A 23,721-nucleotide genomic window follows, 5' to 3' on the forward strand; every position below is an offset into this window, starting at 1 on the left:
ATGTATGAACAGCAGACGAAAGGGGCCATCTTGCAGCGGATGCTGGATGCTTCGCCTGCCGATCTCGACAAGCGCCAAGGTTCGGTAACGTATGACCTGCTGTCGCCAGCGGCCATCGAGCTGGCGCATGCCTATATTGAACTCGACAATGTGCTGAAGTTTGGCTTTGCCGGCCCGCAGCAGCCCTCCGAGTTTCTGGATCTCCGGGCCGCCGAATTTGGCCTGGCTCGCCGTCCGAGCGTGAAGGCGGAAGGCGAGCTTCGCTTTAAGGGTGACGACCATACTGTGATTCCACGGGGAACCGCCGTTTCAACGGAAGACGAGGATCCTGTTGTGTTCGTCACAGTCGATGAGGCGACCATCAAGCAGGGGAGCGCTGTCGTGAAAGCCGCCGCGGCTGTGGGAGGCAGGAGTGGGAACGTGGCTGCAGGCCGAATTACGCTAGTACGAGGCAACTTATCCGGCGTCCTGACGGTGACCAATCCACAGCCTTTTGTCAATGGGGCTGACACGGAGTCGGACGAATCGCTTCTTGGACGGTATTTCGACCGCGTCAGAAGACCGGCGACGAGCGGCAATGCGTGGCATTATCGGGAATGGGCTCTCGAAGTTCCAGGCGTAGGCGACGTCAAAGTATTCCCTGTATGGAACGGGGGCGGGACGGTCAAACTGTCCGTTTTGTCCGACGACAAACGTGCCCCAGTCCCCACCATTATTGAGCGTGTGCGAGCGGCCGTGGAAGAACGGCGTCCGGTTGGGGCTCAGGTCACGGTGACTCCTGCGGTGGAGGTGAAGATTGATGTGTCGGCGGCGATCAAGCTGATGCCGGGTGCGGTGCTTGAAGACGTTAAAACCAAATTTCAGCGGCAGTTGGCGGCATTTTTGGCGGGTCTTGCTTTTCACCAAACGCTGGTTCCCTATAACCGGGTGTTTGGTCTGCTGCTGGACGTTGAAGAAATATTGGATTTCAGCCAGCTAACAATCAATGGAACTTCCGGGAATCTGGAACTCGCCGAAGAGCAGGTTGCTGTGGCAGGGACGGTGAATTTCGTTGTTGCGTAACATTTCGTCGGATATGCTGGAGTATCTCCCCAAGTATTATTCGGATTCCCGGATCGTTGGTAATCTGACCGGCCGTGAAGCGGATGAATTAAACCGCCTGCATGAAGGCATTCAAGACGTCCTTAAACAATTTTTTATTGATACGGCCACATGGGGGCTGGATACATGGGAGAACATTTGCGGCATTCCGCATACGCCGGGCAAACCCGACGATCAACGGCGATCCGTCATCAAGACGAAGCTGCGCGGTGCCGGAACAGTTACTCTGGCTGTCATTCGCAGCGTCGTCGACTCGTTTGAAAACGGAGAAGTCGACATCCAGGAAAACTTCGGAGGTTATGAAGTTGTCGTCACCTTTATCGGCAAGCGCGGCGTGCCGCCGAATTTGAATGACGTCCAGAAGGCGCTGCGGGAGATCGTCCCGGCGCATCTGCACCTGAACTTCCAGTTTACCTACTTGAGGTGGGAGGAACTGGATGCCGCGGATTTAACCTGGGAGGAGCTAGAAGCGCTTGGAATGACATGGGACGAACTGGAGGTCTGGAAGCCGGATCATCCAGGAACAGAGCTTGAAATGTAAGGGGGAGTAGACATGGCAAAACTGCCAAGCGGACTGCAGACTTACGAGCCTTCTGATACGGTCAGGAGGATCGCGCAAAATGAAAATATTGAAGCGACCGATGCGCTGTTTCACGGAACAGGCGGGCACCGGCATACGGGGAAAGCAGGGGATGCGCCGCTCATCGGCACCGAAAGCATCGCCGGCGGCGCTGTCACAGGTGATAAGATCGCATCCACCGCTGTCACTGGAGACAAAGTGGCACGCTACACATTGTGCCGCAGGCATCTGAAATCCGGCCGGATCAGCGGGAATGCTGCCAAATACAAACCGGTTACGGTGACTGCCGGACAGCTCAGCGGACTGCCGACGGTGCCGTATTTCCAATCCGGCGAACATTTTTGGGCTTTGTATTCAGCCTATAACAAGTTTCCTCAATCCATGACAGTGATGCTGGGCGACGAATATTCGGATATTGAAGGCGTTTCTTTTGAAAAGGGTTGGAACGCGGATCCCGTCAGCTTCTATATCGAAACCAGCAGCGACAACACCAATTGGAGAAAGGTTTACACCTATTCGCGCAGCGTAACGGACGAATTCCCAAGGTATCATCCCTTTGATCAAGCGGCAGCCGGTTCTTACATCCGGTTAACGGTGACCGCTCCAGACAGCTCGGGCAATACGATCATCGCCGGTTTCGGTGTGCTCAGCAGGGCTTGTCCGGAGAGCAGTCCCGATTTTAAAGTCGAGAATGGTGTTTTGAAATTTCATGACGGATCGGGGTGGAAGGGCGTGGGAATTAAAAGCGTACAGCGCGGAACGACGAATATTTCTTTTTTCTATCCGAATGGAAACGGCTCATTGGTTAAAGAAGTGACCATTACGGCAGTTAATCCGCAAAAAAGCTTTGTTAATATCACCACAACCGGCTTGTCGCATTGGTCTCAAACCTCGCCGATGATGGACGGCTCAGTATGTGCAACCCTTGTGGGAAATAACAAGGTCAAATTTAATTTCATGGACGGATTTTACGAGGCATATGCGGAAATTTCCTGGGAGGTGATCGAATTTGCCTAATTACTACGCGGAATTGGATGGGGATGGCAAGGTGTTTGCGGTTAGCGAACTGGCTGGCGTTGTGGATTCTCCGCTTATGATCCCGATTACTTTCGAGCAATATCAAGATCGGCGGCTCCTGTTTACCCGCTTCGTCGAAGGCAAGTTCCAAGGAGCCTTTGCGCGGATCGAAGCGGATAAATCCTCCATTGCGGCAACAGGTGAAGATACCCTGTCTGCCCAGATCATCATAACCGATTGGGAGGGGAACGTGCAGGACCAATACAATGAAGTGATCCAGGTGGAGCTGAACGGGGTGCTGCAGTCCGTGAAAACAGAAAAAGGCGTGGCTCATATCACGGTTACCAGTGATGAGCCCGGCGCGTTCGTTTTAAAGACACACGGATTGGACCGAAATGCGGAGCTGAAGGTGGTGGTTGCCGATGCCGGCTAAGAAGGCAGTGTCTTCAAAAACCCATTTTCACATTCCGAAGGACCCGCTCCGGGTCAAGTCGGAAGAGATACAAGCCCGCCATGAAGGGAGAAGCCAGCGCAGTCTGAAGAAAGTGGAAGTCACCAACGACATGCTATACGAATTGTTAACGGATATTTTGGAGAAACAGTCCATACTGGAACAACGGTTGGAGCAGTATATGAGGGGAAAGCCGTTGAACTGATTCTGACCTCTATCTCTCCGCACAGAGCGGCGGATAGAGGTCTTTGTTATGTAGTGAAGGCCTTCCGGTGAATGCAATCCATATTTCGATGATGACCGAAGGGTTTCCGGTTTATCAAGGAGTCAGGTTGATCAAAAAGTGAAAGAGAAAGGATGGGTGAATGGTGGATATTGAGCAGCACATCCGCAAAGCACTGGATTTCAGACAGTTTCATAAGCAGACCTTCCTTTTGCCCAACGCTTGGGATGCGGCAAGCGCCAAGGTCTTCGAGCAGTGCGGATTCAAGGCCGTAGGAACGACCAGCGCAGGCATTGCCGCCGCCCATGGTTACACGGACCGGAGCATGCCGTTTGACGCGATGTTGGCCGCGGTCCGGGAGATCGTTCAGGCCGTGAGCATCCCGGTTTCCATAGATATGGAAGACGGGTATGGATCGACGCCGGAAGAAGTCGCGAATTCGGTTAGACAAGTGATCGAATCAGGCGCAGTAGGGATCAACCTGGAAGACAGCAAGATGAATCCCCGAGACGGGCTGTATGACATTTCCGAGCAGCAGCAGAAAATAGCCGCCATCCGGCAGTCCATCAACCGGTTGGGCATCCCGGTGTTTCTTAACGCCCGGACGGATCCTTATTGGATTCGAAAGGGAACGCCGGAGGACATGCTGGAGGACACGCTTAAACGAACTAAGGCTTACAGAGAAGCAGGGGCAGACGGCGTCTTTGTGCCCGGCGTTACAGATATTGCTGCGATCCGCATCCTCCGGAAAGAAATCGGAGGTCCGGTCAACCTGCTGGCCGGCGCCGGCATACCGTCCCTTCAGGAGCTGCATTCGCTGGGAATTGAACGGATCAGCACCGGCTCCGGCCCTTTCCGTGCCGTGATATCGATGCTCCACAGGATCGGCGGCGAAATGCTGGAGCACGGCTCGTTTGAGCGAGTGACATCGGATGTCCTCACGTATGATGATTTATTGCAGCTCTAACGATGACGGGCATGTTCCTTAAAATACTCGGCTGCAAACTGATGAAGATATTGCACGCTGTAGCGGATTTCACCGGGTTCCAGATGACCGTAGCCAAGCAGCAGCTTGTCGGTGTGCCTTCCTTTCCGTATGCAGTGATGCTCCACGGGGACCGTGCGTATCCCGCTCCGGCGTGCATGATCCCGAAACGAATCATCGAAGGCCATGCCGGCAAACTCGACGGCCAAATGCAGCCCTGCCGCATCGCCCCAAGGACGCCATTGCTCCCCAAAACAGTCCGCCAGCGCATCGAGGAGAACCTGGCGCCGTTCTCTGTACAGCTTCTTCATCCTTGCGATATGCCGGTCGAATTTGCGGGTACGCAAAAACTCGGCCAGCGCCGCCTGTTCAAATGGCGGATTTTGCACGTCCGTATAGGTGCGCAGCCTTCTCCAGCGGCTTTGCAGCTCGCGGGGAACTAGAACATACCCGATCCGGAGCGCAGGAAACAGAACTTTACTGAACGTGCCGATATAAATGACCCGGTCCGAGGCCATCGCATACAGTGGTGCTGCCGGTTCCCCGTAATATCTGTATTCGCTGTCATAGTCGTCCTCAATGACATAGCTGCCGCAGCGGCGCGCAAAGCGGATCAGCTCGGCTCGCCTGGCTGCAGGCAAAATACCCCCAAGAGGAAATTGATGGGACGGTGTAACGTATATCGGCCCGCGGTGATCCAGGGATAAGGCATTGGTCTCAATCCCATGGGCATCGACGGGAACCGGCGTCACCTTGTAACCTTTTTGAATAAAAGTCTGGATCATCTCAATATTACAGGGATCCTCGGCCAATATTTCCGGATGGTCCGTATGGAGCAGGTCGGCAACCAAGTGAAGCGCCTGCGTGGCGCCAGCGGTAATATAAATATCACCGGCGTCAACGGTCATTCCTTTGCTGCGCAAAAGCCAGGCGGCAATCTCTTCGCGCAGCTGTACCAGGCCTTGAGGGCCGCCATATCCCAGAAGTTCCACCGGCATTTCGCCCAAGGCCTTCTGGAATACCCGCTGCCAAGCGTAACGCGGAAACTGGCGCAGGTCCGGCTGGCCTGTTTTGAAGTCCGCCCGAAAGGAAGGAACAGGGATCGCTTCTTGATGCTGCTGGAATGCGCTCAGCTTCGCTTGATCCAGAATTAACCCTCCAACAACCCGGGTAGGCGCCCCCTGTCGGCTTTCCGCGTACCCTTCGGCGATCAGCATGTCATATGCTTCATTCACGGTATTCCGTGACACGGCCAGCGACTGGGCCAATTCACGGGTCGAAGGGAGGGGCGAGCCCTCCTTCAGGATCCCGTTTATCATTTGATCCCTCAACCTCTGATAAATCTGACGTTTCAATGAAATGTCCAAGCTCCGGTCCAACTCGATTCCCCACATGGCATCCTCCAACTGGTTGGTATCATTTCGGGATGAACTGGTCCTTTTCCGTACCAGTTTGTTCCACTATGATTGTAACAGCCTTTGGGAAACGAAACTACTGAACCGGGGATGATGCTGAAAATGGAACGAATCAAAGGATATGTGTATCTGCTGTGCGCATTTGGGCTTGCCGGCACCTCTGTCGTGGCGGCTTCGTTTGTAAACGGTAAGCTTGGAACGTTTACGATTACTTCCATGGGCCTTTTGTTCTCGCTGGTCTGCCTGCTGCCGTTCTGTATGGGGCAGCTGCTGAGAACGATCCGGGCCCTGTCTGCCAGGCAGTGGCTGCTGCTGTTCTGCCAGGCGATGCTCGGCGTCCTGCTATTCCGTATGTTTTTGCTTTACGGTCTCACCCGTACAAGCTCGGTGGAGGCCGGTATATTAACCGGCGCGACTCCCGCGATGACGGTATTGTTGGCCGTGCTGTTCCTGCGCGAAAAGATGAGAGCCGCCCATTTACTAGGCGTCGCCGGCACGGTCTGCGGCATATTGCTGATCCAGGGCGTGTTTATGCCGGAAAGCCGTTTCAGCAATGAACATATGGTTGGAAACATTCTGGTCCTGGGTGCCGCCGGCTGCGAGTCGCTGTTCAACGTTCTGTCCCGCGCAGCGGCAGTCCAAAGCAGCGGGAAACACGAAGCTATACATCCTGTCGTGCAGACGACGCTCGTCTCCGCGATGGCATGGCTGATCGGCCTGGTCCCCTGTTTGGCGGAGCAGCCTTTAGCGGCTCTCTCCGGAATGGGATGGCAAGGGTGGCTGGCTCTTGTCTGGTATGGTCCTGTGGTGACCGCCCTGGCGTTTATTTGCTGGTATGCCGGCATCCGGCACTGCAGAGCTTCGACCGCGGCCGCCTTTTCGGGCATGATGCCGTTCACTTCCCTGACACTCTCCGTGTGGCTGCTGCACGAACAGGCCGGATGGCCGCAGTGGGCAGGGGGCCTGCTTGTCATTGCCGCCATGGTTCTGATCGGCATGGATTGGGAATCCAAGCTTGTAAGGCAGACCCAGAGGCCTGCAGGCTTACCTAAAAAAAGCGGGACATAAATTCATCAATGGCCGTCGTGTCTTCATAACTGCCGATTATGACGAACAGCAGGAATGGAACGGCGATGACCGCGATCAGCAGGCCTTTGCCGAAATAGAGGAGAAATCTGGTCAGCATATTCATTCTCGATCACTCCTTCAAAATTTTAATAGAGCAGGGATGAAAAAAGACCCTGATCAGAATCGCTTCTGATAAGAGTCGGAGCCGCTGCGGCCCGTAGATCCGCAAGGTTCTGGTTCATTCTTCTAGTTCAGTATATGAACGAAAATAGGGAGTAAGAACAACAGCCCCGCTGCCAGAATCCTGCACGTGGCTTATGAAAAGGTGATTGACAGTTTAATACCCGGATGATATGTTTACCGGCAAAACCGAAGAAATCAGGAGGCTGAAGCATTCATGTCCTTTGATCCTCTATACCATCCGTATCCTTCTTACCGGCTGCCGGTTTACGCGAATAAAGGCATGGTGGCCACTTCGCAGGCGCTCGCCTCAGCGGCAGGCGTGGACATTCTGAAGCGCGGGGGCAACGCCGTCGATGCGGCGATCGCTACGGCTGCGGCGTTGACGGTAGTGGAGCCGTGCTCGAATGGAATCGGCGGTGACGCCTTTGCCCTCGTTTGGATGAAAGGCCAGCTGCATGGGCTGAACAGCAGCGGTCCGGCGCCGGCCTCGATCTCGATCGAGGCGGTGAAAGCGCTGGGGCATCACGAGATGCCCCGCTACGGCGCGATTCCGGTGACCGTGCCGGGAACGCCGGCGGCCTGGGCGGAGCTATCGCGCAAGTTCGGCCGGCTGCCGCTGGCCGAGTCGCTGGAGCCGGCCATCCGCTACGCGGAGGATGGCTACCCGGTATCGCCAACGGCCGCAGCTAACTGGCATGCCGCCTTCCGGCGCTACAGCACGCTCGAAGGCGAGGAATTTGCGCCATGGCTGAGCGTGTTTGCGCCGGGGGGCAGGCCGCCGGCGGCCGGCGAGATGTGGCGCTCGCCCGACCATGCGCGGACGCTCCGCCTGATCGGCTCGACGGAAGCGGAAGCATTCTACCGCGGGGAGCTGGCCGAGCGGATCGCCGGATTTATATCCCAATCCGGCGGCTTTTTGAGCGAAGAAGATCTGGCTGCCTTCAAACCGGAGTGGGTGAAGCCGATGTCGGTACCGTACCGCGGCTACGACATTTGGGAGATCCCTCCGAACGGGCAAGGCTTGATTGCCTTGATTGCGCTCAATATTTTAAAGGGATTTCCGGCGGCATCCCAGGAATCGGCCGAATCATATCACCGTCAGATCGAGGCGATGAAGCTGGCGTTTGCAGACGGTGCCCGTTACATAACGGATGCTGCGCATATGTCCGTCGATCCGCATGTATTATTGACGGAAGAGTACGGGGAGCTGAGAAGAGGGCTGATCGGCGCCGAGGCGATGGTTCCGGCGGCAGGCGAGCCGCGCGCAAGCGGAACGGTGTACTTGGCGGCCGCAGATGGAGAAGGCAACATGGTTTCTTTTATTCAGAGCAACTATACCGGCTTCGGATCAGGGATCGTCGTTCCCGGTACGGGGATCGCCCTGCAAAACCGCGGGCTGGAATTTTCACTGGAGGAGGATCATGCCAACCGCCTGGTGCCGGGAAAACGGACGTACCACACGATCATCCCGGGTTTTATCACCAAAGGAGAACAGCCGGTGGGGCCTTTTGGCGTGATGGGCGGGTATATGCAGCCGCAGGGACATGTTCAGGTTGCGATGAACCTGATTGATTACGGACTTCATCCGCAGGCGGCGCTCGATGCCCCTAGATGGCAGTGGGTAAAGGGGAAGACGGTGACGGTCGAGCCTCACTTTCCGATGCATATGGTCAGACGTCTCCAGCGTATGGGACATGACGTTCAGGTTGCACACGACTTCGGCTCGTTTGGGCGGGGGCAGGTCATCTGGAGAGATCCGGATACCGGGGTGCTGTGCGGAGGAACCGACCCCCGGACCGACGGGGGCGTTGCCGTCTGGTAATAGATTTCAGCATTTAGTTCGGCCGATCTCGGACCATATAGAAAGGGATACGAAGCTCGCCAATCTGGATGTTGGCGGGCTTGTTCCTTTTGATCGTACTGCTTCGCCATGGCGATCATGCTTGGCTCGTACCTAGAGCAATATTATGCAATCCTTGCGGGTGAACATTCGGTTACCTTTATAGAGAAACCAAGAAGGAGGTGACGGCATGCCGGACGAAATTCGAACCGTTTATTATGACGCCAGCCTGCAGGTCGAGGCATACCGATTTGTGGGTGTCAAACAGAAATTCCCCCCTCATTTTCACGACTATTACGTGATCGGATTTATAGAAGGTGGGCAGCGCTATTTGGAATGCCGGCAGCGGGAATACATCATCAATCCTGGAGATATCATCATTTTCAATCCGCGTGATGTTCATGCCTGCGAGCAAGTGGACGGCCGTGCCTTGGATTACCGCTGCATAAATATCCAGTCTCAGCGGATGATGGAAATCGCGCAGGAAATTACGGGCCGAAGCTATTTGCCGGCGTTTGCACAAACCGTTCTGTACCAGAGTGAGCTTGCCCCTTCACTGAGGGATATTCATGCCATGATCTGTGAGGGAGAGTCTGATTTTATCAAGGAAGAACAGTTCTTTTTGCTCATGGGACAGCTGATTCATGAATATACGGATGTCTCGGCCTGCGAGGCTTATGAGGGGGGAGCGGGCTTTCAGGACGTGTGTGATTACATGGAGACGAACTTCGCAGGGGCCATTTCACTGGATGACTTAAGCGCTTTGGCAGGGCTCAGCAAGTACCACTTTTTACGCTCGTTTACCCGGGAACGGGGCATATCCCCATACAGCTACCTGGAGACGGTGCGGATCGGACACGCCAAGAAACTGCTGGAACAGGGAACGCCTCCGGCGGATACGGCACTGCTGACCGGGTTCAGCGATCAAAGCCATTTCAGCAACTTTTTCAAGCGATTTATCGGGCTAACGCCGCGCCAGTATATGCGAATTTTCGGGAATGAACGGCAGATGGAGCCTGTCCTGCCAACTAAGGGGGCCAAAGGCGTATGAAGCTGTCCGAAAGCCGGAACGCTGGCCATATGACCGCCTTGTTGACGATTCTGATTTGGGGGACGACGTTCATATCGACCAAAGTGCTTCTGGACGATTTTGAACCCTTCGCCATTTTGCTGCTGCGTTTCGCAATCGGATATGTTGCACTGCTTGCCGTTCATCCCCGAATGATTCCATTCCGGCGGATCCGAGAAGAGCTGCTGTTTGCGGGGGCGGGCCTTTGCGGGGTAACCTTGTATTTTTTGCTGGAAAATGTGGCGTTAACTTATACGCTAGCCTCCAACGTCGGCATCATCGTTTCGGTTGCCCCTTTTGTCACCGCGGTAACGTCCAGGCTTATCTTAAAAGAAGGGAGGCTGGATGGGCTGTTTTTCGTGGGCTTCGCGGTGGCCATGAGTGGAGTGGTGCTGCTCACGCTGCAAGGAAGCGCAGTGCTGAAGCTGAATCCGATCGGGGATTCTCTGGCAGCACTGGCATGCGTGTTTTGGGGAATCTATTCGATCCTCACGCGCAAAATAAGCCGGCTGGGGTATCATACCATTGCTTGTACGCGGCGGATCTTTTTCTATGGTCTTCTGTTTATGCTTCCGTTCTTGCTTACTGAGGGTCTGCCCGGTAACCTCGAGCGTTTGTCCGATGGCGCCAATATAGCCAATCTGCTGTTTCTTGGGCTGGGTGCATCGGCGGTATGCTTTGTCACCTGGAACTGGAGCGTTGGTGTACTTGGGCCCGTGCAGACCAGTGTATATATTTATCTCGTGCCGGTCATCACCGTGGCAGCGGCGGCCTTGATCCTCCACGAGGAGATCACAGCAGCTGCGGTCTGGGGCGCATTGTTAACCGTCGCCGGACTGGTTCTTTCTGAACGAAGGGGGATACAAACGAGAGCGGGGATGGACAAAGAAACATCTGGGAAGCCACTGTAAAACAGATAATACAGATGACTTAAAAAATGGATTGCCACCTCCGAAGTGTCATGCTATATTGATAATGATTCTCAATATCAAATACATAGGGGTGGATTCAGTTGTTTAAATTTATAAGACCATACACGCTGATGGTCTGTGTGTTAGGAATAGCCCTGCTGCTGGCGGCCTGCGGCGGGAACGGATCCAATGCAGGGTCGGGGACGTCGGGAAGCGGAGGAGAGGCCGCTGGAACTGCTTCAGCAGGATCATCGTCCGACACGGCTCCATCCCAAGCCGGGGGGAATGAGTCTTCCGGAACGGGTAAAACGGTGACGTTCCAAGCGGGCAACGGCGATGTTCAGGTACCCGAGCATCCGCAGCGGATCGTCGATTTGACGAATTTCTATACAGGGTACTTCCTGGCGCTAGGCGTCAAGCCGGTCGGCGTGTTGGAAGGCGCCATGGAGAATCCGTATTTCGAGGGCATGCTGGACGGCATCGAAAGCGTCGGCAGCGAGCCATCGCCCGAAAAAATTCTGTCGCTGAAACCGGATCTGATCATCACGTATACCGGGACGGACGGAATCGATCAGCTGGAGCAGATTGCCCCGGTTGTCGCCATTGAATACGGTAAAAAGAATTACAAGGATCAGATGATCGACTTCGGAAAACTGACCGGTAAAGAAGCAGAAGCGAAGGCTTGGGTCGAGCAGTGGGAAAACAAGATCAATGAACTGAAGCCCAAGATCCAGGAAGCGGTAGGCAGCAAAACGGTGTCCATCCTGAACCCTTATGCCAAAGGGCTGTACGTGTTTGGACATAACTTCGGCCGCGGCGGAGAAATCATATATGACGAATTCGGCTTGAAGGCGCCGCCGGAAGCACAGAAGGAAGCAATTGACAGCGGGACCGGATGGGCTACCATCTCTATGGAGAAGCTCCCGGAATTTGCCGGAGATATCATTTTCACATGTCCGTGGTCAGGAGACACAAGCGACCCGAATATCGTCTATGACAACCCGGTATGGAAAAGCTTGCCTGCGGTTAAATCAGGTCATGTATTTCAGCTGAATCCGAAGGCGGACACGTACAACGACCCGGTGTCGTTGGAAGCTCAGCTGACGTTTATATCGGACAGTCTGCTGTCCGTTAAATAAAGTATGGATAAAGCTCTGCAGCTGCGGGTAAACAAGCCGCCTGTGGAGCTTATTTTGGTTAGAACAAGAGCGGTCGTTATAGTTTGCGGCTATAACTAGATATAGTTATTTCCAGTTATACGGCAGCAGACGTCACGTGTTATCTTTTTGGTAACAATTTGCAAAGGGGTAACGAAGATGGCATACAGCAGCAGTTTGGGATATCCGCGCATCGGCGCAAACCGGGAATGGAAGAAGGCGCTGGAGGCGTTTTGGTCCGGTAAAATCGAAGAATCGGAGCTGCACGCGCAGCTGCAGGACATTCGTTTGAATCATCTGAGCAAACAGCGGGACAAAGGAATCGATCTGATCCCGGTCAACGATTTCAGCTATTATGATCATGTGTTGGACACAGCAGCCATGTTCGGGATGATTCCGGATCGTTTTGAATACAACGGCGGGCCCGTTCCCGTATCCGTCTACTTTGCGATGGCGAGAGGAAACAAAGACGCCACTGCCTGCGAAATGACCAAATGGTTCAATACGAACTATCATTACATCGTGCCGGAACTGGGCGGCATCACGCCGGTCCTAACCGAGAACAAACCGCTTGCGGCTTACCGCGAAGCCAAGGACAAGCTTGGCATCGAAGGAAAACCGGTCATCGTCGGACCGCTCACTTTCCTGAAGCTGTCCAAAGGGTATGCCGCATCGGAAACGGACGCCTGGCTTGATCGTCTGCTGCCGCTGTACGCGCAGGTTCTGAAGGAGCTGGAACAGGAAGGCGTCAACTGGGTGCAGGTGGATGAGCCGATTCTCGTAACGAAGCTAAGCGATACAGACGTCAGCCGGCTGCAGAAGATTTACCAAACGCTCAAAGCTGCGGCGCCAGGCGTCAGAATCATGCTGCAGACCTATTTTGAAGCAGTCGAACGTTATCAAGAGGTTACACAGCTGCCGGTCGACGGTATCGGGCTGGATCTGGTCCACGGAGGGGCAGGGAACCGGCAATCTATCCGTGACTTCGGGTTTCCGCAGGATAAAGTGCTTGGAGCGGGTGTCATCGATGGACGCGGCATTTGGAAAGCATCCCTGCGCGAAAAGCTCGATCTGCTGAACGAGATCGCGGCGACCGTGCCGTCTGAACGGCTGGTGATTCAGTCCTCCTGCAGCCTGCTGCACGTACCCGTCACGGTTCAGGCAGAAACGAAGCTTCAGCCCGAACTTCTGGGTGCGCTGGCTTTTGCCGATGAGAAGCTGGAAGAAATCGTGCTGCTGAGCAAGGCCGTTCAATCCGGAGCATCGGTGATTTCTGCTGAGCTGGAAAAGAGTGAAGCGGCGGTAACCGCGCTCAAGCGTTCCGGCGAACGCAACCGCACCGATATCCAGCAGGCGGTGGCCGCTGTCAGCGCGGAGCCTGCGCAGCGTGAGGCTGCTTTTGCGAAGCGCCTCGACGTGCAGCAGGAACGGTGGCAGCTGCCTATTCTGCCAACGACGACTATCGGCAGCTTCCCGCAGTCGGCGGAAGTGCGCAAGGCACGCCAGCTGTGGCGCAAAGGCGAATGGAACGCCGAGCAGTACACGAATTTTATCCGGGAACAAATCGATCTCTGGATACAGCTGCAGGAGGAAATCGGACTTGATGTGCTCGTTCACGGCGAATTTGAACGGACGGACATGGTCGAATTTTTCGGGGAAAAGCTGGCGGGATTTGCCTTTACGCAGAACGGCTGGGTTCAATCCTACGGCTCCCGCTGCGTCAAACCGCCGATTATTTTCGGCGACGTCGCTTGGGAGAAGCCGATGACGGTCAAGGAGACCGCGTATGCCCAATCCAAGACGAAGCTGCCGGTCAAGGGTATGCTCACCGGGCCGATCACCATAATGAACTGGTCATTCGTCCGCGATGACATCAGCCGCGAGCAAATCGCCTACCAATTGGCTTATGCATTACGGCAAGAGGTCGAGGCGCTGGAGAGTGCGGGGATTGGCATGATCCAGGTGGATGAGCCGGCCGTTCGTGAAGGGCTCCCTCTGAAGGAACAGGACCAGAAAGGCTATCTCGAATGGGCGGTGAAGGCGTTCCGGCTGACCACGTGCACGGTGCAGAATTCGACGCAAATCCATACCCATATGTGCTATTGCGAATTCCATGACATGATCGATTCCATCATTGACATGGACGCGGACGTCATCTCCATTGAAACCTCGCGGAGCCACGGGGAGCTTATTCAGAGCTTCGAAGAGAATACCTACCCGCTGGGTATCGGCCTCGGCGTTTATGACATTCATAGTCCCCGCGTTCCGGACGTAGAGGAGATGACCCGGATGATCGACCGGGCTCTGCGGGTGCTGGATCCGAAGCTCTTCTGGATCAACCCGGACTGCGGACTCAAAACCCGGGGAATCGGAGAGACCGTAGCCTCGCTCCGGAACATGGTTGAAGCTACGCGCCTTGCCCGTGAAAAATACGCTTTGCAGGTGTAAATTGATATAACCCAAAATGAGTTAATCGCCTTTGTTGCTGCGAAGCCAATAGGCGCGGTAAAGCCGGCTATGAATCTACCGCTGTTTTCATCCATTTTTATAGACTTGCCCTCACTTCTCTGATCCTATCGCATCTATTGATAGAGAAGGGAGGTGAGCAAGGATGCCTATTGTAACACCATACCAGAACAGCCTGCGGTATACGTCCACGATCGGTTCGGGGACCGGAACAGGGGCTGCGTTCACCGTGGCCGCTACGGCATTTACGAATGATGCAGGCACGGCGGCCACGGCTTTTCCTGGAGCGTATAAATATTACAATCTTTTTATCAACGGAATGCTCCAGACGGCGGACACGTCCTCGGTCACGACGACCGCCATCACCATTCCAGGAGGTGATGCACTGGACGGAGGAACTCCTCTCGTCGTTCAGTTCGTCGTCTCCTAACGGTTATCACGGTGCAAGCGCAGTGCAATGAATCGTCCGGATCCTTCCGGGCGGTTTTTTGCATCCATCCGTTATCCCCTTTCATGATATATTAATAGAATACTGAAGCCGGTTTGGGGGTTGGCATATGGGGAAATTGGAGATCAGAAGACCAAAGGCAGCGGATGTCGAGGCGATACATACGTTTTTTAGGCTGGTTATCACGGATACGTTTGAGAAGGAAGGCATAGCCGACCTGCACGATGATATCGAGCATGAAATCGCCTCTAAGCATGATTACCTCAGACAGGATTTGGAATCGCAAGGCCGCCAGCGTTATTTTCTCATCGCATGGATGGAAGGCAAGATCGCCGGAACGATCGAGTATGGACCTTCCAGCTCCCTGATCGATGAATCCACCGGCCATGCGCTGAGGGATGTGATCGAAGTCGGGACCGTCCTGGTTCACCCCGAGCTCCATGGCCAGGGTATCGGCAGCACGCTCTGGAGCACCATGCTGCTCACGCTGCAGGCAAAAGGCATCTCGCAATTCTGCCTGGACAGCGGGTATCGGAACGCCCAGCGGATCTGGACCCGGAAATTTGGCGAGGCGGACTATGTGCTGGACAACCATTGGGGAGAGGGGCAGCATCATATGATCTGGTCCCGAAAAGTCGAGGATATATCCATCTCGTTCAAAATATAATATCACCGAATTGCTGCAATTTTGTTGGGATCGCCCCATCAAGCCGGTTACCGGCCTGATGGGAGCGGTCTTTTTTTGGCGCTATTTAAAATGCATGGCCGGATATTTTTTAGCTATAAGCATTTTATACCCGTTCCGGATGTCCGGAAGAGGGATACAATAAGTTTACAAATGATACAGGAGGCGGTACGCATGCGGCAACGCTATATCGACACGAAACCGAAAGGATCCAATCTAATGAAACCTGTGAGGTTAGAGCGATATGAACGATACGATAAATATTGGAGTTTTGGCCCATGTTGACGCCGGCAAAACGACTTTGACGGAGCAAATTCTGTATCAGGCAGGGGTAATCGAGGAAGCGGGATCGGTCGACCAAGGCAGTACGATCACCGACTCTTTGGACATGGAACGGAGAAGGGGGATCACCATCAAAGCGGCAGCCGTGTCGTTTATGCTGGGCGATCTGAAGGTGAATGTAATCGATACGCCGGGGCATGCGGACTTCATCTCCGAAGTCGAACATTCCCTTGGCGTTCTGGACGGCGTGATTCTGGTCGTATCCGCGGTTGAGGGAGTGCAGGCACAGACGCGGGTGCTGATGCAGACACTCAAGGAGCACGGAATCCCGGTCATTTTCTTTATCAATAAAATCGATCGGCTGGGTGCGGATTTCATTCGGGTGCGGGATTTAATCCGCAAGCTGCTGGATGAGCGCATATGCGAGGTGTCTGTGGCCGACCAAGAGGGAACCGAGTCTGTTCAGGTGGTTCCGGCGGATCCCCGAGCTTCCGGCTGGATCGAAGTGCTGGCTTTGGGCAGCGAAGCGCTGATGGAGGATTTCGCCCATGATGAGGTCATAACCGAAGACCGGCTGAGGCAGGAGCTGGGCAGACAAAGCCGGCAGGGACTTGCGTTTCCGCTGTTTGCCGGATCGGCGGCGAGAGGTTTGGGGGTTCGGGAGCTGCTCTCCGGGCTGGCCCGTTATTTTCCTGTCCAAGCATCGCAGGCGCTTTCCGCTCTGCCGCTGTCAGGATTGGTCTTCAAAGTGGTTGTCCAGGCGGGCGGGGAACGGCTCGTTTTTGTCCGTTTGTTTGGCGGACAGCTGCAGGCCCGGGCTGATGTGACGGTCATCGCGCAGGATGGCCTGTCGGAACGGATTAAAATCAAGCAGCTGTACGGGCTGAAAGATGGCGAAAGGAAACCGGTTCAACAGGTCGATGCCGGGGATATCGCGATTTTTGGCAGCGAGCAGGTGAAGGTAGGGGACGTGATCGGCTGCGTGTCAGAGAGCATGAAGGTATTTCGTTTTCAGAAGCCTCCGATTCAAGTGCAGGTATCCGCGGTCCGGCCGGAAGATGGACACCCGCTTCATCAGGCGCTGAGCGAACTGACCGTGGAAGACCCGTTTTTGCAGTATGTATACGACTCTCAAACCCACGAAAATATCATCCACGTCTTCGGCAAGGTACAGCAGGAAGTGCTGCTGGAAACGCTGAGAGAGAGGTATGCGATTGAGGCTGCTTTCTCGGCACCGCAAGTGATCTGCATCGAAAAACCGGTATCTTCCGGGGAGGCTGCGGAAAGCATTGGTGAGCCGGACAACCCGTTCTGGGCAACGGTCGGCTTCCGCGTCGATCCTGGCCCAGTAGATTCCGGTCTGGTATACCGCCTGGAGGTTGAACTGGGATCGCTTCCGCTGTCTTTTCAAAAGGCGATCCGGGAAACCGTAACGGAGGTCCTCCAGGAAGGGCTGTACGGGTGGGGCGTTACTGATATCACGGTTACCCTGACCCACAGCGGTTACAGCAGTCCCGTATCTACGGCAAAGGATTTCCGCCTGCTGACACCGCTTGTTCTGATGAAAGCGCTAGAAAGAGCGGGGACCCAGGTGTACGAACCGGTCAGCGAGCTGCAGATCAGCCTTCCCGAATCGAGCATCAGCAAAGTGCTGTTTCGGGTCACGGCGCTGGACGGGACGTTTGAAGAACCGAAGTTCGATCACGGCAGCGTATATGTCACGGGAACGATTCCGGTGCGAAATGCCGACATCTTAAAAACCGAGCTGCACGGGCTCACAGGGGGAGAAGGCGTGATGTCGGTTAAGCCGGGCGGATACATCACCGCTGCCTCGCCGATCCCCGTCAATCAACGGAGGCAGCTGAATCCGCTCCAGCGCGGTGAATACATGCTGCATATCAACAAAATAAAATAAATGGTACATCCACAATCCGAAGTTCCGGGCGAACGTCGGATTGTTGGCATGCCCGCAAGCCGTCATGCAAGATCTGATTCTGAACGCCGAATATGACACATATCGTTAGATGGCACCACGTTTCATCTGCTGTATATTAGCCGAAACCATCCATTTTGTGTAGAGAGGTGAACTGGTTTGAAAGGAAAAGCATTCAAAGCGCTCATGAGCTGCCTTCTGCTCCTTGGACTGCTGCCCTGGAGCGCATCGGCAGAGACGGTATCCGAATCCGTGATTTACGGCGGCGGTCCGTTCTATGCAGGGGGAACCGACACGATGAACACGCTGAAAGCTTCCGGTTTCACGACGGTCATGCTGTGGACTATCCATGTCAACAGCAACGGGGATCTGGTGTATAACGATCAACCGGTGGTATCTAACGGCACCTATGTCGGCAAAGCATCATGGCCTGCCGAGCTGGCTTCGCTCAAGCAGGCGCCCACCTCGGTGAAGCGCCTTGAGATCAGCGTTGGTTCATGGGGCGTGAGCGATTTCCAGAACATCAAAAATCTCGTCGCCACTCAAGGGACGGGAACCGGAAGCATTTTGTACAAAAACTTTGCTGCGCTCAAGTCGGCGCTTGGGGTTGATGCGGTGAGCTTTGACAACGAGGACTTATACGACGTTAATTCGGCGGTCGCCTTTGGCAAGATGCTGTCCGGGATGGGCTTGAAGATCACGCTGTGTCCTTATACCAACGTCAGCTATTGGCAGAGCGTCAAATCCCAACTGGGATCCAGCGTGGACCGTGTGTATTTGCAGGTATACGACGGAGGAGCGGGGAATGATCCGGCAGCCTGGAGCAGCCAGCTCGGAATGACGGTAATGCCGGGATTGGACAGCAAAACGTCCAGCGGCGGCAACACCCCGGCTCAAGTCAACAGCCGGATGAGCGCGTGGAAGTCGTCGGCGGGCATCCAGGGAGGTTTTATCTGGTATTATGACGCCATTTTGAACAATCCGGGCGGAGGGTCGGCGGCGGACTACGCGGCGGCGATCAACAGTGCGCTGGGCGCACCCGCTAACGGATCGTTGACGACGGGCGGCACGGTATCCGCCAGCGCAATGGGTAGTCCATCCGGCGAAGAGAAGGAGAAGGCGTTTGACGGGAGCAGCTCAACGAAATGGCTGATTTTTACGAATGCGGGATGGATTCAGTATCAATTCGGCGGGGGGGCATCCCATATCGCCACTTCCTATTCGGTAACGTCAGCTAATGATTTTCCAGCAAGGGATCCGAAGAATTGGTCACTTCAGGGATCGAATAACGGCACGAGCTGGACGACGCTGGATACCCGTACAGGCCAAACCTTTGCAAGCCGCTTCCTGACGAAAACGTATACCTTTAGCAACACGACCGCTTATTCGTATTACCGGCTCAACGTGACGGCGAACAATGGTGGCGCGGAGCTGCAGATCGCCGAAATTGGCCTGTATCCGTAAACCGCTAACCTCGCGTGAACCGTTCAACACCGTCAGCTCTCGTTTAGAGGCTGGCGGTGCTTTGCCGTCAATCGCGTTTGATTTTGCCCAGCTCATCCGTTAACCTGTCCAGCTTACGATTTAATGCTTCCAGCTTCTTATCGTAATGGCGGTAGGTTAAATAACCGAGCACCGCTTTGAACAGAAAAAAGACGACCGCGGCGATGACGATCAAAAAGTAATTGTGGGCGAGCTGCCTGATCCAGCTGTTAATCGCATGTATATCCATGGGCCAGCTTCCTTTGTCCTTGTAATGAGTATAATTCAGCTTTTTCCATATCGGAGCTATTATATCCGCTTATCATCGAGCGTTTAGAAAATAAGCGGCTGACAGAAGTAATAGCTTCAGTTTCAAAAGTGCCGCCTTTCTGTGAAATCGTGACAGGACGGCCGTCAAGTTGTCGTTATATTGCATTGTTCGGATGCGCTTTCATTTCTATAATGGGGATGACATAAAATACTGCTGAGATGAAGCCGGCAAGCCGTATGGAAGTATCCTTACTGTACCGTATTTTATTGAGGAGGCTGTGTACATGAGCAAAGTTCGCGTAGGCATCATCGGCACGGGAGGCATCGCCGCTTGGCATGCCAGACAACTGCTGGAACTACCGGAGGTTCAAATTACAGCTTTGACGGACACCAGTGACAAAAATCGGAATGCATTTGTGGAAAAATTCGAGCTTCGCGAAGCCCGCCAGTATTCGAATTACGAGGACATGCTGGCACAGGCAGAGCTGGACGCGGTCGTGATCTGTTCACCGCACACCCAGCATTTTCAGCAGGCGCAGGATGTGCTCAGCAGCGGTCTGCATGTTCTGATCGAGAAGCCGATGACCTGCTCTTCGGCCGAGGCCGAGCTGCTGATTCATACCGCCGAGCAGGCGGGGAAAATTTTGCAGGTATCGTATCAGCGCCACTTTCAACCTGAGTTCCTGTACATAAGGGATGCCATTGCGAGCGGCGTCATCGGCAAGGTCACCTCGGTTACCGCTTCGCTGTATCAGGAATGGAGACAGGGGACGCCCGGTTCCTGGCGTCAAGACCCGGCGCTCTCCGGGGGCGGCTTCCTGATGGATTCCGGCAGCCACATTATCGACGTGCTGCTCTGGACCACCGGGCTGACGCCGGTAGACGTCAAACCGCAGCTGCATATGCATGGTGCGCCGGTCGAGATCGATACCTTTACCTCGATCCGGTTTGCGGAAGGAGCTGTGGCTGGATTGAATCTGGTCGGCTATGCACCTTGCTGGCATGAAACCTTTGTGTTCTGCGGCGAGGACGGCGGTATCTTCTATGACAACGGAAAAATCACGCTGCGGCGGCTGAAGCAGGAACCGATCGTCCCTGATCTGCCGGAGCAGACGACGAATCAGGACAAAAGCTTCATCGACGCGATTTTGGGACGGCATGAAGTATTGGTGCCTGGAGAATTCGCCCTGAAGGTTGTTAAGCTGTCCGAGATGATCTACCAGGCGGCAGGCTATGTCCCGCAGGCCGCATCGATAACAGAGGAGGAAAACGTCTAATGAGCAATCCTATCGGAATGCGGATACCACCCAAAATCGGTGCGGAAGGTATCCGGCAAACGGCTCTGTGGGCAGCAGAAGCCGGACTCGATATTCTGGATGTTCCGCAGCTGACTCCGGAAGTAAAGCAGGCGTGCGAGGAGGCCGGCATCGGGATCGGATCGGTCGATGCCCAGCAGACGGCAAAGCTTCTCAGCCGCGACGACTCTGTAAGAGAGGCGGCTGTGACCTCAGTAAAACAGCAAATGGAAGGAATTTCGGAACTCGGCGGCAGCGTCATGTTTATGTGTCTCGTCCCGGAAGACCATACGCTCCCACGCAGGGAGGGCTTCGCTATCTGGAAGGATACGTTTCCGGAACTGGTCCGCCATGCCGAGGAGAAGGGCGTTTATATGGCGATCGAGGGCTGGCCCGGCCCGGCGCCGTATTATCCGACGCTGGGATGTACGCCGGAAATGTGGAGAGCGATGTTCGAAGCGATCCCTTCGCGGCATTTCGGGCTCAACTATGATCCTTCCCACCTGGTCCGGCTGGGCATTGATTATCTCCGCGCTTTAAGCGAATTCGGTGACCGAGTCGTTCACTGCCACGGCAAGGATACGGAAATTTTGCACGATGAACTGTACGAGTGCGGCGTCATCCCCGCAACCTTTGGGGAGAAGTATGGCTTCTCCGAAGGGTCATGGCGCTATACGATCCCTGGGCATGGTGAAGTGGAATGGAGCAAGGTTGCCGTAAGGCTTGACCGGCTTGGTTATCAGGGAGCGGTAAGTATCGAGCTCGAAGATCACCGGTTCTGGGGATCGATCGAGGCGGAGCGGCAGGGGATCGTGAAAGCTGCCGAACATTTGGCTCAGTATTTTAAATGATTTGGACCGGCATATATATATGGCTGTCTTGAATGAAAGGCATCCAGGGGATTCAATCCCGTCATCATCCCGCCATCTCGTATGGCGGGATGATTATTTTTCTGTATCCTTGCCCTTATTTCCTGTGGTAACATCGGGATAACAATGACCGGACCGCGACGGCTCCGGCTAACCACACATGATTTGGAGCCTGCAACCTTATGGGAACACCTTACTCCGCTGTCCTGACTCTGATCGTATCCGCCGGTGTGTTAAATCTTCTGATGGGTTTATATGCCTTGTCGGGAAGGTCCAAGCTCACCATGGTGAGAACCTTTTTTGCGTTCAGCCTTTTGGCAGCCATTTATACGTTCGGGTCCGCGCTTGAACTTGCCAGCGGTTCGCTCGAAGAAATCAAGTTCTGGATCAAGTTCGAATACTTGGGCATGCCGTTTCTGCCTCCGCTGAATCTGCTCATCATTATGTCCTATCTCGGTATGGAGCGTTATTTGGGAAGGCGCCTCAAGATAACCATGTTCATCATTCCCGCGGTCACACTGCTGCTGGTCATGACGAACGATTGGCATCACCTCTATTACCGCGACATTGTCCTGCGGGCAGGAGGGTCCAGCCTTAAGGCGGACGTGGTGGGGGGTCCCTGGTATATTATTCAAGGTGCTTACACGTTCGGCTGCATGATCGGCGGTGTCGTGCTTCTGCTGAGGCACTGGCGGAGAATGCCTTCTTACCGCTTTCAGCTCGGCACGATGCTGATCGGCCTGGTGCTGCCGCTAGCCGGAGACTTTCTTTACCTGGGCGGTCAAACCCCTGAAGGAATGGATCCGATCCCGGTGATCATGACGGTGACTTCAGCGCTTTACTTATGGGCGCTTGTGTCCAAAGGATTATTTCACGTCGCTCCGATTGCCCGGGACAAGCTGTTTGCCAGCATGCGTGACGGGGTGCTGGTACTCGACAGGGACAACCGGCTGGTCGATTACAACCCTGCCGCCGGCGCCATGATTCCAGAGCTCGGCGTCTCGTCCATCGGGGAGCCGCTGGAAGGGCTGTGGGAAAAGCACGCCGGTGGACCGCTGCTTCATTACGATCCGGATACGGATAGCGGTTCAGCAGCGGATATTCAGGAATTGAACTGGCATATTGGAGAGAGGGACTTCAACTATCAAATCCGGACGTCTGTCATCCGCAATCAGGGCGGGCAGCCGGCCGGACGGCTGATCGTGCTGATCGATGTCACCGAGAAAGCGCGTCTTCAGGAAGAGCTTCGCCAGCTGGCTTACTATGACGGGTTGACGCGGATTTACAATCGTGCCCATTTTATGAAGCTGGCCAGCGGCCTGCTGTACGACTGCCTGAAACAGGAGGAGCCAATGTCGCTGCTGCTGTTCGACATCGATCACTTCAAGCGGATCAACGATGAGTTCGGGCATGATACGGGCGATGACGCCCTGATGCACATCGTCGCGGTATGCCGTGAGCAGCTGCGACCCGAGGATGTGTTTGGCAGGTACGGGGGCGAGGAGTTTGTGGTCGCCCTTCCGGGGCTCAGCCCGGTAGAGGCTGCCGGAGCAGCGGAGCGCATACGCGCCAGCCTTGCCCTGCAGCCGCTTGAGACAGCGGGCGGCCCACTGTCGATGACGGCAAGCTTTGGTGCCGCCGGCTTGCCTGCGGCGGGCTTGGCGAGAATGGAAGCAGCGGCGAGCGCGGAGGCGGGCGAGACTGGCCCGTCGTCAGCTTGGGTCCGTGATGGAGGTCTTACAGCGGGGATGGAAGTCACATCCGCGGGAGTGCTCCCTATAGGAGGAGGCAATTGGCCGGATGCCGAGCTGCGGCGGCTGCTGAAGCTGGCCGACCGGGCGCTGTACGATGCCAAGCGGGCCGGAAGAGACACGGTGCGGATTGCCGCGGAAACGTCCTGAACAATATGGAATGAAGGAAGCCAGCCCCTTGGGGACTGGCTTTATTTGTGTATATGCATAGTGTATATGAATATTACATTGTTACACTAA

At 54.9% G+C, this 23,721-nt stretch carries 22 protein-coding genes; 19 read left to right on the plus strand and 3 right to left on the minus strand.

The features are described from left to right. The 6 genes from MKY74_RS18985 (at window position 1) to MKY74_RS19010 (ending at window position 4,339) form a co-directional block, all read left to right on the plus strand. The gene (locus MKY74_RS18985; RefSeq protein ID WP_076166422.1) at window positions 1-1,062 is read left to right on the plus strand and encodes a baseplate J/gp47 family protein; all 1,062 of its coding nucleotides are present in this window, start codon (window positions 1-3) and stop codon (window positions 1,060-1,062) included. Further along, window positions 1,052-1,642 (plus strand): putative phage tail protein, encoded by a 591-nt coding sequence (locus MKY74_RS18990; RefSeq protein WP_244169163.1) that lies wholly within the window; start codon window positions 1,052-1,054, stop codon window positions 1,640-1,642. Before MKY74_RS18985 ends, MKY74_RS18990 begins: the two co-directional genes overlap by 11 nt. 12 nt (window positions 1,643-1,654) lie before the next feature. Further along, window positions 1,655-2,698, plus strand: coding sequence for a discoidin domain-containing protein (locus MKY74_RS18995; RefSeq protein WP_076166418.1), 1,044 nt, complete (start codon window positions 1,655-1,657; stop codon window positions 2,696-2,698). Next, window positions 2,691-3,131, plus strand: coding sequence for a hypothetical protein (locus MKY74_RS19000; protein WP_076166414.1), 441 nt, complete (start codon window positions 2,691-2,693; stop codon window positions 3,129-3,131). Before MKY74_RS18995 ends, MKY74_RS19000 begins: the two co-directional genes overlap by 8 nt. Continuing rightward, entirely contained in the window at window positions 3,121-3,354 is a 234-nt protein-coding gene (locus MKY74_RS19005; protein WP_076166411.1) for a hypothetical protein, read from the plus strand. The genes MKY74_RS19000 and MKY74_RS19005 overlap by 11 nt, the downstream gene beginning before the upstream one ends. Before the next feature lie 160 nt (window positions 3,355-3,514). Beyond that, window positions 3,515-4,339: an isocitrate lyase/PEP mutase family protein gene (locus MKY74_RS19010; RefSeq protein ID WP_076166407.1), complete on the plus strand. Its 825-nt coding sequence runs from the start codon at window positions 3,515-3,517 to the stop codon at window positions 4,337-4,339. Here MKY74_RS19010 and pdxR read toward each other — a convergent pair. Continuing rightward, window positions 4,336-5,751, minus strand: a complete 1,416-nt coding sequence (gene pdxR / locus MKY74_RS19015; RefSeq protein ID WP_076166404.1) for a MocR-like pyridoxine biosynthesis transcription factor PdxR — start codon at window positions 5,749-5,751, stop codon at window positions 4,336-4,338. The genes MKY74_RS19010 and pdxR overlap by 4 nt on opposite strands. 123 nt (window positions 5,752-5,874) lie before the next feature. Between pdxR and MKY74_RS19020 the strand changes: the two genes are divergently transcribed. Beyond that, the gene (locus MKY74_RS19020) at window positions 5,875-6,840 is read left to right on the plus strand and encodes a DMT family transporter (protein WP_076166401.1); all 966 of its coding nucleotides are present in this window, start codon (window positions 5,875-5,877) and stop codon (window positions 6,838-6,840) included. Here the strand turns inward: MKY74_RS19020 and MKY74_RS19025 are convergent. Continuing rightward, window positions 6,821-6,964: a hypothetical protein gene (locus MKY74_RS19025; protein ID WP_163873822.1), complete on the minus strand. Its 144-nt coding sequence runs from the start codon at window positions 6,962-6,964 to the stop codon at window positions 6,821-6,823. The two genes, MKY74_RS19020 and MKY74_RS19025, sit on opposite strands and share 20 nt — an antisense overlap. 273 nt (window positions 6,965-7,237) lie before the next feature. Between MKY74_RS19025 and MKY74_RS19030 the strand changes: the two genes are divergently transcribed. The 9 genes from MKY74_RS19030 to MKY74_RS19070 all read left to right on the plus strand — a co-directional run bounded on the left by MKY74_RS19030 (window position 7,238) and on the right by MKY74_RS19070 (window position 19,278). Continuing rightward, entirely contained in the window at window positions 7,238-8,845 is a 1,608-nt protein-coding gene (locus tag MKY74_RS19030; RefSeq protein ID WP_076166398.1) for a gamma-glutamyltransferase family protein, read from the plus strand. 208 nt (window positions 8,846-9,053) lie between these two features. Then, on the plus strand, window positions 9,054-9,914 hold the full coding sequence (locus MKY74_RS19035; RefSeq protein ID WP_076166395.1) for an AraC family ligand binding domain-containing protein: 861 nt from the start codon (window positions 9,054-9,056) through the stop codon (window positions 9,912-9,914). Continuing rightward, window positions 9,911-10,843, plus strand: coding sequence for a DMT family transporter (locus MKY74_RS19040; protein ID WP_076166392.1), 933 nt, complete (start codon window positions 9,911-9,913; stop codon window positions 10,841-10,843). Before MKY74_RS19035 ends, MKY74_RS19040 begins: the two co-directional genes overlap by 4 nt. A 101-nt stretch (window positions 10,844-10,944) precedes the next feature. Next, on the plus strand, window positions 10,945-11,982 hold the full coding sequence (locus tag MKY74_RS19045; RefSeq protein WP_244169161.1) for an iron-hydroxamate ABC transporter substrate-binding protein: 1,038 nt from the start codon (window positions 10,945-10,947) through the stop codon (window positions 11,980-11,982). A 177-nt stretch (window positions 11,983-12,159) separates the two neighbouring features. Next, on the plus strand, window positions 12,160-14,448 hold the full coding sequence (gene metE / locus MKY74_RS19050) for a 5-methyltetrahydropteroyltriglutamate--homocysteine S-methyltransferase (RefSeq protein WP_076166388.1): 2,289 nt from the start codon (window positions 12,160-12,162) through the stop codon (window positions 14,446-14,448). 163 nt (window positions 14,449-14,611) lie between these two features. Then, window positions 14,612-14,896 (plus strand): DUF4183 domain-containing protein, encoded by a 285-nt coding sequence (locus tag MKY74_RS19055; RefSeq protein WP_076166384.1) that lies wholly within the window; start codon window positions 14,612-14,614, stop codon window positions 14,894-14,896. 127 nt (window positions 14,897-15,023) lie between these two features. Further along, window positions 15,024-15,581 (plus strand): GNAT family N-acetyltransferase, encoded by a 558-nt coding sequence (locus tag MKY74_RS19060; RefSeq protein ID WP_076166382.1) that lies wholly within the window; start codon window positions 15,024-15,026, stop codon window positions 15,579-15,581. Window positions 15,582-15,843: 262 nt separating this feature from the next. Continuing rightward, complete coding sequence (locus MKY74_RS19065; RefSeq protein WP_076166380.1) at window positions 15,844-17,796, plus strand: elongation factor G; 1,953 nt, start codon at window positions 15,844-15,846, stop codon at window positions 17,794-17,796. Window positions 17,797-17,973: 177 nt separating this feature from the next. Beyond that, complete coding sequence (locus tag MKY74_RS19070) at window positions 17,974-19,278, plus strand: discoidin domain-containing protein (protein WP_076166378.1); 1,305 nt, start codon at window positions 17,974-17,976, stop codon at window positions 19,276-19,278. A gap of 67 nt (window positions 19,279-19,345) precedes the next feature. Here the strand turns inward: MKY74_RS19070 and MKY74_RS19075 are convergent, their stop codons facing one another. Continuing rightward, entirely contained in the window at window positions 19,346-19,546 is a 201-nt protein-coding gene (locus MKY74_RS19075; protein ID WP_076166375.1) for a hypothetical protein, read from the minus strand. 304 nt (window positions 19,547-19,850) lie between these two features. Here MKY74_RS19075 and MKY74_RS19080 point away from each other — a divergent pair, with 304 nt between their 5' ends. The 3 genes from MKY74_RS19080 to MKY74_RS19090 all read left to right on the plus strand — a co-directional run bounded on the left by MKY74_RS19080 (window position 19,851) and on the right by MKY74_RS19090 (window position 23,631). Beyond that, on the plus strand, window positions 19,851-20,843 hold the full coding sequence (locus tag MKY74_RS19080) for a Gfo/Idh/MocA family protein (RefSeq protein WP_076166373.1): 993 nt from the start codon (window positions 19,851-19,853) through the stop codon (window positions 20,841-20,843). Beyond that, complete coding sequence (locus tag MKY74_RS19085; protein ID WP_076166370.1) at window positions 20,843-21,712, plus strand: sugar phosphate isomerase/epimerase family protein; 870 nt, start codon at window positions 20,843-20,845, stop codon at window positions 21,710-21,712. The genes MKY74_RS19080 and MKY74_RS19085 overlap by 1 nt, the downstream gene beginning before the upstream one ends. A gap of 200 nt (window positions 21,713-21,912) precedes the next feature. Further along, window positions 21,913-23,631: a histidine kinase N-terminal 7TM domain-containing diguanylate cyclase gene (locus tag MKY74_RS19090; protein ID WP_076166366.1), complete on the plus strand. Its 1,719-nt coding sequence runs from the start codon at window positions 21,913-21,915 to the stop codon at window positions 23,629-23,631. Window positions 23,632-23,721: the final 90 nt, after the last annotated feature.

The organism is Paenibacillus sp. FSL R5-0378 (genome assembly GCF_038009285.1).
Taxonomy (GTDB): domain Bacteria; phylum Bacillota; class Bacilli; order Paenibacillales; family Paenibacillaceae; genus Paenibacillus_AQ; species Paenibacillus_AQ favisporus.